General features: G+C 65.5%; 14 protein-coding genes and 1 tRNA gene. 8 read left to right on the forward strand and 7 right to left on the reverse strand.

From position 1 onward, the window contains the following. Positions 1 to 35 precede the first annotated feature (35 nt). From pobA to RLN94_RS20840, 4 genes are all read left to right on the forward strand, one after another. Positions 36 to 1,205, forward strand: coding sequence for a 4-hydroxybenzoate 3-monooxygenase (pobA, locus tag RLN94_RS20825; RefSeq protein ID WP_350169532.1), 1,170 nt, complete (start codon positions 36 to 38; stop codon positions 1,203 to 1,205). 96 nt (positions 1,206 to 1,301) lie between these two features. Beyond that, positions 1,302 to 2,090, forward strand: coding sequence for a 3-oxoadipate enol-lactonase (gene pcaD / locus RLN94_RS20830; RefSeq protein WP_350126089.1), 789 nt, complete (start codon positions 1,302 to 1,304; stop codon positions 2,088 to 2,090). A gap of 197 nt (positions 2,091 to 2,287) precedes the next feature. Continuing rightward, positions 2,288 to 3,373 (forward strand): zinc-binding dehydrogenase, encoded by a 1,086-nt coding sequence (locus RLN94_RS20835; RefSeq protein ID WP_350126091.1) that lies wholly within the window; start codon positions 2,288 to 2,290, stop codon positions 3,371 to 3,373. 85 nt (positions 3,374 to 3,458) lie between these two features. Beyond that, the gene (locus RLN94_RS20840; protein ID WP_350126094.1) at positions 3,459 to 4,688 is read left to right on the forward strand and encodes a mandelate racemase/muconate lactonizing enzyme family protein; all 1,230 of its coding nucleotides are present in this window, start codon (positions 3,459 to 3,461) and stop codon (positions 4,686 to 4,688) included. Positions 4,689 to 4,748: 60 nt separating this feature from the next. On the opposite strand, the gene RLN94_RS20845 is transcribed toward RLN94_RS20840, so the two are convergent. Genes RLN94_RS20845 through RLN94_RS20875 form a run of 7 tightly spaced genes read right to left on the reverse strand, consistent with a single transcriptional unit; the run spans position 4,749 to position 11,075 of the window. Beyond that, a complete protein-coding gene (locus RLN94_RS20845) occupies positions 4,749 to 5,678 on the reverse strand; it encodes an AEC family transporter (RefSeq protein WP_350126097.1) in 930 nt (309 codons plus the stop codon). Between the two features lie 4 nt (positions 5,679 to 5,682). Next, entirely contained in the window at positions 5,683 to 6,480 is a 798-nt protein-coding gene (locus tag RLN94_RS20850; RefSeq protein ID WP_350126100.1) for an MBL fold metallo-hydrolase, read from the reverse strand. Beyond that, positions 6,477 to 7,268: a TatD family hydrolase gene (locus tag RLN94_RS20855; RefSeq protein ID WP_350126103.1), complete on the reverse strand. Its 792-nt coding sequence runs from the start codon at positions 7,266 to 7,268 to the stop codon at positions 6,477 to 6,479. Before RLN94_RS20855 ends, RLN94_RS20850 begins: the two co-directional genes overlap by 4 nt. A 6-nt stretch (positions 7,269 to 7,274) precedes the next feature. After that, positions 7,275 to 8,396: a DNA polymerase III subunit delta' gene (locus RLN94_RS20860; RefSeq protein WP_350126106.1), complete on the reverse strand. Its 1,122-nt coding sequence runs from the start codon at positions 8,394 to 8,396 to the stop codon at positions 7,275 to 7,277. Continuing rightward, the gene (gene tmk, locus RLN94_RS20865) at positions 8,393 to 9,019 is read right to left on the reverse strand and encodes a dTMP kinase (RefSeq protein WP_350126109.1); all 627 of its coding nucleotides are present in this window, start codon (positions 9,017 to 9,019) and stop codon (positions 8,393 to 8,395) included. The genes RLN94_RS20860 and tmk overlap by 4 nt, the downstream gene beginning before the upstream one ends. Next, entirely contained in the window at positions 9,016 to 10,182 is a 1,167-nt protein-coding gene (locus RLN94_RS20870) for a D-alanyl-D-alanine carboxypeptidase family protein (protein ID WP_350126112.1), read from the reverse strand. Before RLN94_RS20870 ends, tmk begins: the two co-directional genes overlap by 4 nt. 11 nt (positions 10,183 to 10,193) lie before the next feature. Further along, a complete protein-coding gene (locus RLN94_RS20875; protein WP_350158612.1) occupies positions 10,194 to 11,075 on the reverse strand; it encodes an SPOR domain-containing protein in 882 nt (293 codons plus the stop codon). Positions 11,076 to 11,297: 222 nt separating this feature from the next. Here RLN94_RS20875 and RLN94_RS20880 point away from each other — a divergent pair. The 4 genes from RLN94_RS20880 to RLN94_RS20895 form a co-directional block, all read left to right on the forward strand. Continuing rightward, positions 11,298 to 11,387: transfer RNA gene (locus tag RLN94_RS20880), tRNA-Ser, on the forward strand. A gap of 901 nt (positions 11,388 to 12,288) precedes the next feature. Further along, positions 12,289 to 13,683 (forward strand): site-specific DNA-methyltransferase, encoded by a 1,395-nt coding sequence (locus tag RLN94_RS20885; protein WP_300893815.1) that lies wholly within the window; start codon positions 12,289 to 12,291, stop codon positions 13,681 to 13,683. Further along, the gene (locus tag RLN94_RS20890) at positions 13,683 to 14,138 is read left to right on the forward strand and encodes a DUF5681 domain-containing protein (RefSeq protein ID WP_300893814.1); all 456 of its coding nucleotides are present in this window, start codon (positions 13,683 to 13,685) and stop codon (positions 14,136 to 14,138) included. Before RLN94_RS20885 ends, RLN94_RS20890 begins: the two co-directional genes overlap by 1 nt. 31 nt (positions 14,139 to 14,169) lie before the next feature. Continuing rightward, a partial coding sequence (locus tag RLN94_RS20895) for a terminase large subunit domain-containing protein (protein ID WP_350169537.1) occupies positions 14,170 to 15,158 on the forward strand: 989 nt, incomplete at its 3' end.

Raw genomic sequence — 15,158 nt, forward strand, 5'->3', positions numbered from 1 at the left:
AAGCGGGCCGGCGAAGACGGGAAGGGAGACACGCCATGCGCACGCAGGTCGCCATCATCGGCGGGGGGCCGTCCGGCCTTCTGCTCGGTCAGCTTCTGATGAAACAGGGCATCGACACGGTCGTGCTCGAACGCCAGACCTGCGACTACGTGCTGGCCCGCATCCGCGCGGGCGTGCTGGAAACCGGCTTTGCCCGGCTCATGCGCGAGGCCGGGGTGGGCGCGCGGATGGACAAGGAAGGCATCATCCACGAGGGCACCGGCATCGCCCACGAGGGCGGGCTCTTCCGCATCGATTTCGAGAAGCTCACCGGGGATCACGTCATCGTCTACGGCCAGACCGAGGTGACCCGCGACCTCTACGACGCGCGCGACGCGGGCGGCGGCACCACGCTCTTCGAATGCGCGGGCGTCACGCCGCATGACCTCGACACCGACGCGCCCTACATCACCTTCCTGCAGGGCGGCAGGGTCAACCGGCTCGACTGCGACTTCGTCGCCGGCTGCGACGGCTTCCACGGCCCCTCGCGGCAGGCCATCCCGGAAGCGGTGCGCACCGAGTACGAGAAAACCTACCCGTTCGGCTGGCTCGGCATCCTGTCGGAAACGCCCCCCGTCGACCACGAGCTGATCTACGCCAATTCCGAGCGCGGCTTTGCCCTCTGCTCGATGCGGAACGCGAACCTCAGCCGCTATTACATCCAGTGCGCCCTCTCCGACCGGCCCGAGGACTGGGAGGATGACGCCTTCTGGACCGAGCTCAAGCGCCGCCTGCCCGAGGACACCGCCGAAAAGCTCGTCACCGGCCCGTCGATCGAGAAATCCATCGCGCCGCTGCGCTCCTTCGTCTGCGAGCCGATGCGCTGGGGCCGGCTGTGTCTCTGCGGCGACGCCGCCCATATCGTGCCGCCCACCGGCGCCAAGGGGCTCAACACCGCGGCCAGCGACGTGCATTACCTCTATCACGGCATGGTCGCCCATTATCGGGATGGCGAGAGCGAAGGGCTCGACCGCTATTCCGAGACCGCGCTGAAACGCATCTGGAAGACCCAGCGCTTCAGCTGGTCGATAACCAACCTGCTCCACCGTTTTCCCGAACAGTCGGAATTCGACCTGCACGTGCAGGCGGCCGAACTGGCCTTCCTGGCGGAGAACGAGGCGGCCCAGCGGGCGCTGGCGGAAAACTACGTGGGCCTGCCCTATTGACGCCCCCCGTCCCGGGCTTGACCCGGGACCTCGCGCAGCCGACAACAGGGCCCCGGGCCCGGCCCGGGCGCGAAGCACAAGACCACCGGAGGCCCCATGCCCGAGCTGCCCCTCGACGACGTCACCCTGCATTACGAAGAAGACGGCGACCCGACCGGCGCGCCCGTGGTCTTCGCCAACTCGCTCGGCACCAACCTGCATTTGTGGGATTCCATTCTGCCCCACCTGCCCCAGGGCCTTCGGATCATCCGTTACGACAAGCGCGGCCATGGCCAAAGCACCGTCCCGCCGGCCCCCTACCGGATGGGCGCGCTGGTGCGGGATGCCGAACAGCTGCTCGACCACCTGGAGGTGCGCGATGCCGTCTTCGTCGGCCTCTCCATCGGCGGGCTGATCGGCCAGGGGCTGGCGGTCAAGCGGCTCGACCAGGTCCGCGCGCTGGTGCTGTCGAACACGGCCGCCAAGATCGGCACGCAGGAGATGTGGCAGGACCGGATCGACGCGGTGCGCGCGGGCGGGATCGAGGCGCTGGCCGACGCGGTGATGGAACGCTGGTTCTCGCGCGACTTCCTCGCCTCCGACCAGCTCGCCCAATGGCGCGAGATGCTCGTCAGCCAGCCCGACGAGGGCTACATCGGCTGCAGCGCCGCCATCGCCGGCACCGATTTCTATACCCCCACCAGCGGGCTGCGCCTGCCGGTCATGGGCATCGCCGGCGCCGAGGATGGCGCCACCCCGCCCGACCTCGTGCGCGAAACGGTCGAGCTGGTGCCGGGGTCGTCCTTCCACCTGATGCGCCGGGCGGGGCACCTGCCCTGCGTCGAGAAGCCCGAGGAATACGCGGCGCTGCTGGCCGACTTCCTGCGCGAGACGGGGCATATCTGAACCGGCGCACAGGGGGGCCACCCCCCCACGTTGAAATCCTGCGGGATTTCAACGCTCCCCCCGGGAGTATTTTGACCAAGAAGAAGCCCGGGGGCGCGGGGTGCCGCACCGTGCCCGCCTGCCGCCCGTTTTTCCGGCTTGCACCCCGGACGGAATCCGGGTCAGGCTGGGCCTCAAAACCTGCGGAAGGGACGCAAATGCAAACCATCAAGGCCGCCGTCTGCCACGAGTTCGGCAAACCGCTCGTCATCGAGGATATCCGCCTGCGCGCCCCCGAGATGGGCGAGATCGAGGTGACGCTCGACGCCGTGGCGATCTGCCATTCCGACATTTCCTATGCCGAGGGCGCCTGGGGCGGCACGCTGCCGGCGGTCTACGGTCACGAGGCGGCGGGGCGCGTGACGGGCGTCGGCGCCGGGGTCAACGGGCTGGCCGAGGGCGACCCGGTGGTGGTGACGCTGATCCGCGCCTGCGGCGAATGCCCAAGCTGCGGCGGCGGCCGGCCGACGGGCTGCGAAACCGCCTTCGACGGGGATCAGGGCGCGATTTCCACCGCCGATGGCGGCGTGCTGTTCCAGGCCATGGCCTGCGGCGCCTTCGCCGAGAAGGTCGTCGTGCATCACAGCCAGGTGGTGAAGATGCCCGAGGAGATGGCGATGGACGCCGCCTGCCTGCTGGCCTGCGGGGTGATCACCGGCATCGGCGCGGTGGTGAATGCCGCGGGCCTGCGCGCGGGCCAGGACGTGGTGGTGATCGGCGCGGGCGGCGTGGGTCTGAACGCCATCCAGGGCGCCCGGATTGCCGGCGCCCGCCGCATCGTCGCCGTCGACATGAGCGAGGCCAAGCTGGAGGACGCCCGCGCTTTCGGCGCCACCGACGGCGTGCTGGCGACCGAGGCGAAGCCGTGGCGCGCCGCGAAGGCGGCGATGGGCCGGGGGGCCGATGCGGTCTTCGTCACCGTGGGCGCCGTGCCCGCCTATGACCAGGCGCCGCGCTACCTGGCCGGGGGCGGCCGGGTGATCATGGTGGGCATGCCCCACTCGGGGGCCGCCTCGACCTATGAGCCCGCCAATTTTGCCGCGGCCGGCCAGGGCATGATCGGCTCGAAGATGGGCGAGGTGGTGATCAAGCGCGATATCCCGTGGATGATGGACCTCTACGCGCAGGGCCGGCTGAAGCTCGACGAGCTGATCTCGAACCGCTGGTCGCTGGACCAGATCAACGAGGCTTTCGCCGACACCAAGGCGGGCGGCGCGCGGCGGAACGTGATCATGCTGCGCTAACCCGCGCCGATCTAGCACCGACGCAATACCGACAAAATACCGACGTTATACCGACGTTGGAAATGCCCCTTTCCGGAGCCCCGCCATGAAGCTGCAAGACCTCGATATCTTCGTCACCTCGCCGCCGGCGCCGGGCTGGGGCGGGCGTTACTGGATATTGGTGAAGCTGACCACCGATGACGGCATCACCGGCTGGGGCGAATGCTATGCCTCGACCATCGGGCCCGAGGCGATGAAGCCCGTCATCCGCGACGTGTTCGAGCGGCATATGCTGGGCGAAAACCCTGAAAACATTGAGCTTATGTTCCGCCGGGCCTATTCCTCCGGCTTCACCCAGCGCCCCGACCTGACCGTGATGGGCGCCTTCTCGGGCCTCGAGATCGCCTGCTGGGACATCCTCGGCAAGGCGCGTGGCCGGCCCGTTTGGGCCCTGCTCGGCGGAAAGATGAACGACCGCATCCGCACCTACACCTATCTCTACCCCCTGCCGCACCATGACATCTCCGCGTTCTGGACCTCGCCCGAGATGGCGGCCGAGAGTGCACTGGACTGCGTAAGCCGCGGATATACCGCGGTAAAATTCGATCCCGCCGGCCCCTACACGATGCGCGGCGGGCATATGCCGGCCATGTCCGACATCTCGCTCTCCGTCGCTTTCTGCAAGGCCATCCGCGAGGCCGTGGGCGACCGTGCCGACCTGCTCTTCGGCACCCATGGCCAGTTCACCACCGCCGGCGCCATCCGCCTCGGCCAGGCGATCGAGCCCTACTCGCCGCTCTGGTACGAGGAGCCGGTGCCGCCCGACAGCGTGGGCCAGATGGCGCAGGTGGCGTCAAAGGTCCGCATCCCCATCGCCACCGGCGAGCGCCTGACCACCAAGGCCGAGTTCGCCCCCCTCCTGCGCGAGGGCGCGGCGGCCATCCTGCAGCCCGCCCTGGGCCGCGCGGGGGGCATCTGGGAAATGAAGAAAGTCTCTGCAATGGCAGAGGTTTACAACGCACAGCTCGCCCCGCACCTCTATGCCGGGCCGGTGGAATGGGCGGCCAACGTGAACCTCGCCGCCTCGATCCCCAACCTGCTGATGTGCGAGACGATCGAGACCGGGTTCCACGACCGGCTGATCAAGGGCTCGATCCGCGTCGAACAGGGCTTCGTCACCCCGCCCGAGGCGCCCGGCCTCGGCATCGAGGTCGACGAAGACTTCGCCCGCGCCCACCCCTATACCGGCGAGGGGCTGCACCTGCAGATGCAGGAGGCGCCCTGCGACTATGTCAACGGCAACAGCTTCGCCGGGGGCGCGCCGCCGGAAGAGTGATCGCGGCACGTTTGCGAAATCTTAAGGAAACCGGGCCAGGATTGTCGACAGCGTCACGGTCTACGGAAGGAAGCTCAGCCACACCCACGCGGTACCAATTGTTAACGCCGTGGCCACCAGCACGGTCGTCGCCGCAACGCGCGTTGCGCGGCCATACATCGAGGCGAAGATATAGGCGTTCACCCCCGGCGCCATCGCCGCCGTCAGCACGGCAGAGCGCGTGGGCTCGACCGGCAGGCTGAGCGCCACGCCAAGGCTGCGGGTGATCGCCGGGTGCACCACCAGCGAAATCAGGCAGGCATAGAGCACGATGCGGAAATCCCCCTCGGCCTTGTAGCTGGCCAGCACGCCGCCCATCCCGAAGATCGCCGCCGGCAACGCCGCCCGTACCATCAGGTCGAGCGCGTCGTTGAACACGCCGGGCAACGTAACGCCCGAGAAGTTCACGATGAATCCCGCCCCGATGCCGATGATCAGCGCGTTCGAGAACATCGCCTTCAGCACCCGTCCGGCCACGGCCGCCCCCGCCTGTCCCTTGGCGCGCACGATCTCCATGACCGAGATGCCGATGCCGTAGCAGAACGGCGAATGCACCGCGACGATGGCGAAATTCGCTTCCAGCGCGTCGGCCCCGTAGGCCCGCTCGGTCAGCGCGAGCCCCAGCAGGACCGAGTTGGAAAACAGGCAGCAGAAACCGATGACGACGGAATCCTCCCAGTCCCGCCCGAACAGGTAGCGCGCCCCGAACATTCCCAGCACGAACCCCGCCAGCGACCCGGCGTAGAAGCTGACCAGAAGCCGCCAGTCAAAGCTCTGCCCCAGGTCCAGACGCGCGATGGCGGTGAACAGCAGGCAGGGGATCGCGAAGTTCTGCGAGAACTTGGTGAGCCCGTCCACCCCGGCCTGGCTGAACCAGCCGCGCCAGACCGCGACATAGCCGAACCCGATCACCAGGAAGACCGGTAGGATGACGTCAAGAAGAGCCTGCAAGGCCTTATTCCGTATAGGTTATCACCATGCCGTCATAGGCGGGGGTGATATGCTCGGGCGTCTCGTCCGCCACCGTCTGGTAATCCATGTCGATATGCATGTTGGTCAGCACCGCCCGGCGCGGCGCGGCCCGGGCGATCCATTCCAGCGACCGCTCCAGATGCGCATGTGTCGGGTGCGGCGTGCGGCGCAGCGCGTCGAGCACCCAGCAATCCAGGCCCTCCAGCGCGCCCCACGTCTCCTCCGGGATCTCCGCCACGTCCGGCAGGTAGGCGAGGTCGCCCACGCGAAAGCCCAGCGCGTCGATCGAGCCGTGGTTCACCTTGAACGGGCTGAGCGTCACCGCCCCGCCTGCGCCCTCGACCACCACGTCGCCCTTGATGGTGTGCATCTCCAGAATCGGTGGATAAGGCGAGCCTTCAGGTTGCATGAAGGCATATCCGAACCGGGAATAGAGCGTGTTCTGCGTGTCGCCATCGGCCCAGACCGGCACCCGCCGCTTCATGTTGAAAACGATCATCCGCAGGTCGTCGAGCCCGTGCACATGGTCGGCGTGGTCATGGGTATAGACCACCGCGTCGAGCTCGCCCACGCCCGCGCCCAGAAGCTGGCTGCGCAGGTCGGGCGAGGTGTCGATCAGCACCCGCGTCGTGCCCCCCTCGCCTTCCCGCTCGATCAGCATGGAACAGCGGCGGCGGTTGTTTTTCGGGTTCTCCGGGTCGCAATCGCCCCAGTTGTTGCCCAGCCGCGGCACCCCGCCCGACGATCCGCAGCCGAGGATGGTAAAGCGCGTTTCGGTCATGCGGCGGCCTTCCAGAACAGCCGCCGGAAATTGGCCTGTGTCTGCGCGGCGAACTCGGGCCAGTCCATGCCGAACACCTCGGCACCGACCTTGGCGGTATGCACCGTATAGGCCGGCTCGTTCCGCTTGCCGCGATAGGGCGGCGGGGCAAGGTAGGGCGCGTCGGTTTCCACGAGGATCCGGTCGGCCGGGGCGGCGGCGAAGATATCCCGCAGCTCCTGGCTTTTCGGAAAGGCCGCGATGCCCGACATCGACAGGTAGAACCCCAACTCGAGCGCCGATTTCGCCAGCGCCTCACCGGAAGAAAAGCAATGCATCACGCAGGAATACGCGCCGTTCCTGTACTCGTCGGTCAGGATGCGCGCCATGTCCTCGTCGGCATCCCGGGCATGGATGATCAGCGGCAGCCCGGTTTCGCGCGCGGCGGCGATATGGACGTGCAGGCTTTCCTTCTGCACCTCGGCGCTGTCGGCGGTGTAATGGTAATCGAGCCCCGTTTCGCCGATGCCCACGAATTTCGGATGCTCGGCCAGCTTCACCAGCTCGTCCACCGTCGCCATCGGCTCGTCGGCGGCGCTCATCGGGTGGGTGCCGGCGGCATAGTAGACAGGGGCGTAAGTCTCGGCGATGGCGCGCACCTGCGGCTCCAGCCGCAGCCTGGTGCAGATTGTCACCATCTTCGTGACCCCGGCCTCGACCGCGCGTTTAACGATATCGTCACGTTCTTCATCGAACGTGTCGAAATCGAGATGGCAATGACTGTCGGTAATCGCGACGGGGTCTGACATGAAACCTCAGGCTCTGGCACAGTTTTGCAGCTTGAAGACCGTATCAAGCACCAAGGCGGCAGGGTCAAGGTTCACCGCCCGGCCATGCCGCGCGCGTTCGCCGATCTCGACGGCGAGGCTGGCCCAGGCGCGAGCCTGGTGCGGGCCGGGCGACAGGCGCGCCAGCACCTCGGCCTCGCCTTTCGCGGCCTCGGGCGGCGTGGCACCCGTGGCCCCTGTCCGCGCCAGCCGCGCCAGCATCAGGTCGGTCAGGCCGAACAGCAGGTCGAGCTTTTCCTCGGCCCCCCGCGCGGCGGCGGCCTGCGCCAGCGCGTTGGCTTTCGGACGGTCGAGCCGCGGCAGGCTCGTTGCCAATCCGACCAGCTCTTCATAAAGTTTTAACCCATCGAGGTTCAGCAGCCGCACCGCCTCCCCCACCGACCCACCGGACAGCTCGGCAATCGCCTCGGTCTGCGCCCCCGGCTCCACCCCGGCCTGCCGGAGCGCGGCGGCCATGTCTTCCGTCGCCAGCGGCACCAGCCGCAGGTCCCGGCACCGCGACCGGATGGTCGGCAAAAGCCGGGCGGGCTGGTGGCTGATCAGCAGCAGCGTCGTCCGCGCCGGAGGCTCTTCCAGCATCTTCAGCAGGGCATTGGCGGCCTGCGTGTTCATCTCGTCGGCGCTGTCGATGATCACCACGCGCCGCCCGCCCTCGGCCGCCGACATGTGCAGGAAGCGGTTCAAATCACGCACGTTTTCCGCAACGATCATGTCCCGCAGCCGGCCCGTCTTCTCGTTGACCCGGCGGGTGATGTGGTAGAGCCCCGGGTCCGATCCGGCCAAGAGGCGGCGGGCGACCGGGTGATCCTCGGGTATGTCCAGCGTTTCCGGCAAGGGCGGCGCCTCCCCGAACAGCCCGCCATCATCGGCCTCCGGCGTGGCCAGCAGGAACCGCGCGATCTTCCACGCAAGCGTGGCCTTGCCCAGCCCGCGCGGCCCCGTCAGCAACCAGCCATGATGCATCCGGCCCGAGTTGAAGGCGGTCAGGAACGCCTCCTCCGCGGGCTTTTGCCCATAGAGTTCGGGCGTTTCCCGCGGGTGCGGGGCGCCGGCAATCTGGTCTGGTTTCGCTGTGGGATCGTCGCTCATCTGAGGCGCGAGGTTACGACGCCCAGGATATCCTGCGCAACCTGTTCGGGCGCCCGGCCCCCGTCGATCACGGCGATCCGGTCGGGGAAATCTTCGGCCAGCGCCAGAAAGCCCTCGCGCATCCGCGCCTGCAAATCGGTGCCGAAGCTCTCGAACCGCTCCTCGCTGCCCTTGCGCGACAACGCCCGGTCGAGCCCCGCCTGCGGATCGAGGTCGATCAGCAGGGTCAGGTCCGGCTCGCGCTTGATCATCAGGTCGTGAAGCTGGTCGACCATCGCCCGCCCCTCGCCGCTCCGCAGACCCTGGTACATGCGGGTGCTGTCGGCGAACCTATCGCAGATCACCACCTCGCCGCGCTCCAGCGCCGGTGCGATCACCCTCTCGAGGTGGTCCCGCCGCGCGGCCGTGAACAACAGGATTTCCGTCTCGGCCGACCATCGGTCCGGGTCGCCCTCCAGCAGCAGCTTGCGGATCTCCTCGGCGCCGGGGCTGCCGCCCGGCTCGCGGGTCAGCCGCACCTCGTGCCCCTGCCCGCGCAACGCCTCGGCCAGCAGCCGCGCCTGCGTCGACTTGCCGGACCCGTCTATTCCTTCCAGCGTGATGAACCGGGCGCCGCCCGTCAAAGCTGGCCCTCGGGGCCCTGCCTCAGCCGTTCCAGCAAAAGCCCCGACACCGTCTTCAGCCGCACCAGGAAGCCGCCCGACGGCACGTCGTTCGCGGCATAAAGCGGCACGCTCCGCTCGGGCAGCCCCTCGGGCGCGAAGACAAGCTGGGCCAGCTCATCCCCTTGTGCCACGGGCGCGCGCACTGGTCCGGTATAGACCACCTGCGCCTGCACTTCCTCGTCCGACAGCACCGGCAGCAAGGCCGAAACATCCTCGCCCGGGACCAGCCCGACGCGGTCGGCCTGTCCCATCCAGACATCGGCGCTGGCGACCTGCGTGTCGGCCTTGACCACCGATTTCTGCACGAACTGGCGGAAGGCCCATGTCAGCAGCGCCTCGGATTCCTCGGCGCGCTGGCTCGCGGTGTCGAGGCCCGAGACCACGACGATCACCCGCCGGTCGCCCTGCTTGGCCGAGCCGACAAGGCCATAGCCCGCCCGCTCGGTATGGCCGGTCTTGAGCCCGTCCGCGCCGATCCCGAGGCGCAGGAGCGGGTTGCGGTTCTGCGTGTTCTGCGGCGCCCGCCCGTCAAAGGAATACTCGGTCTCGGCGAACATCTGGTAGAATTCCGGGAAATCCTCGATCGTGCGCCGGGCCAGCAGGGCAAGGTCGCGCACGCTCATCAGGTGGCCCGCGGCGGGCCAGCCGTTGGAGTTCTGGAAGGTCGAGTTGGTCATCCCCATCTTCTGCGCGCGCTGGGTCATGTAGCGGGCAAACCCCGCTTCGGTGCCGTTGGGGCTGAGCGCTTCGGCGATCACGGCACAGGCGTCGTTGCCCGACAGCACGATGATCCCACGCAGCAGGTCCTCGACGCTCACCCGGTCGGTCGTGTCGAGGAACATGGTCGAGCCGCCATAGCTCATCGCGTGCTCCGATACCGGCAGCTTCTCGTCCAGCGACAGCCGCCCGTCGCGGATCGCCTCGAAGGCCACGTAGAGCGTCATCAGCTTCGACATCGAGGCCGGCGGCAGCGGCGTATCGGCGTTCTTTTCCAAAAGCACGGTGCCGGTCGTCATGTCGAGCACGAAGGCGGCCTTGGCAGTGGTGTCGAAGGCACGGGCCGGCAGCGCCAGCAGGAGGATAAGCACGATATGCGCCAGGAAGGGAAGAAGTCGGGGCATAGGCATCAGCTTCAGTTTGTTACGGGATAAGCGTCGTCGAACCCGACGCCCTTGACCTTGCGCAGCAACGCGTTGCGCTCGGTGGTGTTGGCGGCGGGGCCCACGATGACCCGCCAGAAGGTCTTGCCCTTGGCGCTCTGTTTCTTGACCGTCGGCACCATGCCGTTCTGGCGCATCGCCTCGGCGGTGTTGAGCGCGTTCTCCTCGACGCTGAAGATACCGATCTGCAGGTAGGGCTTCTCGAGCGACGAGGACTGCGCCGGCTTGGGCGCGGGGGCGGGCTCGGGCGTGGGCGGTGTGGCCGTGACCTGGTCGGTCGTGGCGGCGGCGGCGGTGTCGACCGGGTCGAGCGCGCTTTCCTCCACGGCGTCCGGAGCGGTCAGGTCGGACGGCGCGGCGGCCACGTCATCGGCCGTGGGCTGCGCCTCGCGCCGCAGCGCGGTCACGTTGAGCGGAGCCGGCGCCCCGGCCAGCATCCCCAGCGCCGAGGCCGCATCCGACGAGACCTGGATCGAGGGGCCCGGATTGCTGCGCTCGCGCCGGAACAGCGCGCCAATCACGAATTTCGAATTCTTGGTGTTGCGGATGATCACCCGCTCGGGCTCCTTCACGTCCGGGTGCGCCACCCAGACGCCGCCCAGCGACGGCCGCCCGTCCCACAAGCCGCTGTCGGTGACCTGGAAGATCTCGGGCGCCTCGACATCGCGCTCGACCAGCTTGGTGGTCGAGGTGTCCTGCATGTCGGCGACCTCTTCCTCGCCCGCTTTGGGCTTGAGGAACCCGAAGGCCCCGCCCTCGGTGCCTTCGCCGCAGCCGCCAAGGACCAGCCCGCTTGCAAACGCGAACGCCGTGCCCATCCTCGAAAAACTGCGCCCTGTATCGTGATACGCCATCCCAGTTTCCTTGCCTGTCGCGGCGCGTTGCCCTGCGCCCTCCCGGTTGACCCGGATTTTTCCGCTGTTGCCCCACGCGCAAGCCCGCGACGCGGGCCCCGCTGGATGCAGTCTAGCGCCAGTTAAGGCACAAGAAAAGTGCGCCGCGCGCCCCTTGGCGAAATTCCCCGTGAATTGCCACCTTTCAGAATCGCGCGCGCCCCCTTAAGGAGACGACGGCCCGGAGGAGTGGCAGAGTGGTCGATTGCACCGGTCTTGAAAACCGGCGTACGTGAAAGCGTACCGTGGGTTCGAATCCCACCTCCTCCGCCACCCAGACCAGTCTCATTTCCCGTGTGCATTTTCCCTGCGAATTCCCGCGTGTTTTCCCGGTCTTGCAGACGGCATCTAGAAACAGAGACGCACCGTTTCCCTGATCTCCCGCGCAACATCGGGCCGCGTCTCAGTTGGCCAAATGGCGCGCTTCGGTTTTGCTGAGATTTCCCTGGTCGCAGGGAATTTTGCAGGGAAATTTCTCAAATTTCTTCGAACAACGAGAAAAGTCCCGAGGAACGTTTCCTGATATCAGGCAGTTACGAGGATTTCCCTGGCTGTCCGAGCAGGGAATTTGCAGGGAATGGTCAAGGCTTGTTATCTGGAGTTCTTTGAAGGTCAACCAAGGAGGAGGACGCCGGCCTTCCTCTCAAATATTCTTGGCGCAGACACGTCGAGGAACTTGGCAGCTCGAAGATCACCGTTCTGCCAATTCGACAGATCTTGGCAGGCCACCAATGCGCGCCTATGACCGGTTTCCGTGTCCGACGCTTGCCACTGGCTAGCGTCTTGTCCATGTCAGCGCATGCACCCGTGTCGCACATCGGCATCGGCCTGAAGCGAGCCGACCGAGACAAAGGCCCAAACCTTTCCGCCCATCTTCAATCAACCTTCGAACCGCATCACGCCCACGGCAATGGCGCTCTGTTCGCGCGCCAAGTCCAGTCCAAACTGCGGGGATTTTGCTAAGGACCTTCAGGCCGTTTGTCTACTATGTTCAATAAGTTACGCAATTATTAGCTATTGACATCTTTAGGCGATCTTGCGATTGAAAAGATACAAAATTCGAAGCTCGAATACAGCAAGCTTCCGACTTCATCGCTCTCAACGCGATGGTCGAAGCATGCCGTCTAGGGCGCTTCTCTCCATCGCAGAAATTAACATTGCGTACGGAGAGACCATGTCAGTTCACATCAAACAAGCGAAGCCGACCCACGGCAAGAATGATCCCTTCCCGCCAGTGGAAATTGTTTGGGTCGAGATAGGGAAAATCAAAGACGCTCCGCGCCGAGTTCGGAAGGCTCTCGAAAAACAAGAGAAGGCTGTCAAGCAGTCCATCGCGCGCTTCGGCAACCGCATTCCGATTCTGATCGATGGCAAGTACCACGTCATCGACGGGCACGCGCGGCTGGCGGCAGCGCGCCTGCTCGGGGCTGAACAAGTGCCCTGCATTATCGTAGATGATCTCTCCGACGAAGAAGTCCGTCGTCTTAGATTGTCCCTGAACAAGCTTCAGGAAACCGGTGCGTGGGACGACGACGCGCTACACATCGAGATAAATGAACTTATTGAGATCGACGGTGATTTCGAGCTCCCTGGCTTCGAGCTTCCCGAGATCGAAGCGATCAAATTCGGCGGAGATGACGTCGGCGAGGATGACCCGGCCGATAACCTCGATGACGTCGCGGCGCATGGTGAACCCATCGTCAGCCAACTGGGCGACGTGTGGATTTTGGGCGACCACCGGATCGTTTGCGGATCATCGCGCGACAGCAACAGCATTGCCAAATGCCTCAACGGTGATGTGGCGGACGCGGTCTTCACCGACCCTCCTTACAACGTGAAAGTCAACGGCCACGTGCGCGGCAAGAAAGGCGGCTTCAAGGAATTCGCGGAAGGCTCGGGTGAGATGTCCCGGGACGAGTTCCTAGCCCTGCTTGTCGATGCGCTGGGGTCGGCCGTCGCCTACATCAAACCGGGCGCTGTTGTCTTCTCCTGCATGGATTGGCGGCATCACGTTGAAATGGACGAGGCGCTCGAAAAGCTCGGCCTCGACATCCTCAACATCTGCGTCTGGGCCAAGAGCAATGGCGGGATGGGCAGCCTTTACCGCAGCCGCCACGAGTTCGTTTTTGTCGCCAGAAAACCCGGGGCAGCACATATGAACAATGTCCAACTGGGGCAGTTTGGCCGGAACCGCACCAATGTCTGGGAATACGCCGGGGCAACAGGTGGCGCCAAGGACCCGGATGATGCTTGGGCGGCGCATCCAACGGTCAAACCTGTCCGGCTGGTGATGGATGCGCTTCTTGATGTCACGGCACCGGACCACTTGGTGCTGGATCCATTTCTGGGATCGGGCACAACGCTCATGGCCGCCGAGCGCACGGGGCGGCGCTGCGTGGGTGTCGAGATCGAGCCGGCTTATGTCGATCTGTCGATCCGCCGCTGGCAGAAGCTGACTGGGCGCGACGCGATCCATGCCGAGAGCGGCCATTCTTTCAACGAAATCGCAAGTGGCACGTCGGGCGAGACCTCTGAGGCTCCTGGCGTCCCCGACAAGGAGACCTTCTGATGGCGAAGAACCCAAAGGGGGTACCCGACTACGAAGTCGGCTACGGCAAGCCCCCGAAACATACCCAGTTCCAGAAGGGCCAGTCCGGCAACCCGTCGGGCAAGAGTAAGAAGGAGACCAGCATCAAGGCCAAGCTGATGCAGATTGCGAGTGAGGACATCACCGTCCAGAAAAACGGGAAATCACAGGCCATGACGCACCTCGACGCCATGGTGTTTACGGTATTTGCAAAGGCTCTCAAAGGGGACCTTCCGGCCATCAAATTTATTTCCGATTATATCGGAGTCGATGTCTCGGAGACCAGTCATCCCCAACAGCTTCAGCTGACGTCAGCTGATCTCGAAGCGATGAGTGCGCATGCAGACTGGTTGAAACTTCTGGAGGACGCCCAGAGCGAACATGACCTCGAACACCCGACGGAGGACGACGATGACGTCACTGATACCCCCAGCTGAGGCCGCCCGGCTTCTCTACCGCGACAATCTCATGAGCTACGTCATCCGTGCCTTTCGCGAGCTGCGCGGCGACGTGCCATTGGACGTCGCACTCTACATGCGGGCCATCTGCCATTTGCTGGAACGCATCGAGCGCGGGGAGGTCAAGCGCGCCATGATCCTCATGCCACCGCGCCACCTCAAATCCACAATAGCCAATGTGGCCTTCACTGCCTGGTTGATGGGGCGCCATCCCGGAGCGCGGATCTTGTCCCTGAGTTATGGAAGCGATCTCGCCGAAGGGTTCAGTCGGGACGTGCGCAGATTGATCGAGGCGCCGTGGCATCGAGCTGTGTTTCCCGAACTTTTGCTCGATCCGCGTCGTGCATCGGCTTCGGAACTCCGGACGACAGCAGGGGGGTACCGAATGGCCCGCTCGATGGGCGGGGCAATAACCGGCTTCGGAGGCGACTTCGCAATCATCGATGACCCGATGAAAGCCGAGGACGCCCAATCGGAAACTCAACGCGACGCTGTTTACAAGCGGTATAGCGAGACCACAGTAAGCCGCCTTGATAAGCCAATACATGGCGCCATCCTTCTGATCATGCAGCGGCTCCATGAGGATGATCTGGCCGGACGTCTCTTGCCCTCAGGCGACTGGGAGATCCTCGAGCTGCCTGCCATCGAGACAAGAGTCCGGGAGGTCCCCCTTCCCGGAGGGGCGACCTGGACACGCTGCCCTGATGACATCCTGGCACCGACGCATATGGACCGAGAGACACTCGACCGGGTGCGACGGGAAGTCGGGTCCAAGACCTTCGAGGCGCAGTATCAGCAATCCCCCACCCCGGCCGGCGGCTCGATCATTCGGCCCGAGTGGTTCGGGACCATCCCTGCAAACCTGCGCCGGAAAGACTACGAGGCCATCGTGCAGAGCTGGGATACCGCCTCGGTGCCGGGCGAATCCAATGACTACTCGGTCTGCACCACCTGGGGGCTCAAGGGCAATTACATCGACTTGCTCGATGTGCATCGCGG

The organism is Roseovarius sp., from assembly GCF_040223625.1.
GTDB lineage: Bacteria > Pseudomonadota > Alphaproteobacteria > Rhodobacterales > Rhodobacteraceae > Roseovarius.

Bases quoted from the DNA above. Each gene is read 5' to 3' on its own strand.
- pobA (WP_350169532.1), top strand. From the start codon at position 36: ATGCGCACGCAGGTCGCCATCATCGGCGGGGGGCCGTCCGGCCTTCTG.
- pcaD (WP_350126089.1), top strand. From the start codon at position 1,302: ATGCCCGAGCTGCCCCTCGACGACGTCACCCTGCATTACGAAGAAGAC.
- RLN94_RS20835 (WP_350126091.1), top strand. From the start codon at position 2,288: ATGCAAACCATCAAGGCCGCCGTCTGCCACGAGTTCGGCAAACCGCTC.
- RLN94_RS20840 (WP_350126094.1), top strand. From the start codon at position 3,459: ATGAAGCTGCAAGACCTCGATATCTTCGTCACCTCGCCGCCGGCGCCG.
- RLN94_RS20850 (WP_350126100.1), bottom strand. From the start codon at position 6,480: ATGACCGAAACGCGCTTTACCATCCTCGGCTGCGGATCGTCGGGCGGG.
- RLN94_RS20855 (WP_350126103.1), bottom strand. From the start codon at position 7,268: ATGTCAGACCCCGTCGCGATTACCGACAGTCATTGCCATCTCGATTTC.
- RLN94_RS20860 (WP_350126106.1), bottom strand. From the start codon at position 8,396: ATGAGCGACGATCCCACAGCGAAACCAGACCAGATTGCCGGCGCCCCG.
- RLN94_RS20870 (WP_350126112.1), bottom strand. From the start codon at position 10,182: ATGCCCCGACTTCTTCCCTTCCTGGCGCATATCGTGCTTATCCTCCTG.
- RLN94_RS20875 (WP_350158612.1), bottom strand. From the start codon at position 11,075: ATGGCGTATCACGATACAGGGCGCAGTTTTTCGAGGATGGGCACGGCG.
- RLN94_RS20885 (WP_300893815.1), top strand. From the start codon at position 12,289: ATGTCAGTTCACATCAAACAAGCGAAGCCGACCCACGGCAAGAATGAT.
- RLN94_RS20890 (WP_300893814.1), top strand. From the start codon at position 13,683: ATGGCGAAGAACCCAAAGGGGGTACCCGACTACGAAGTCGGCTACGGC.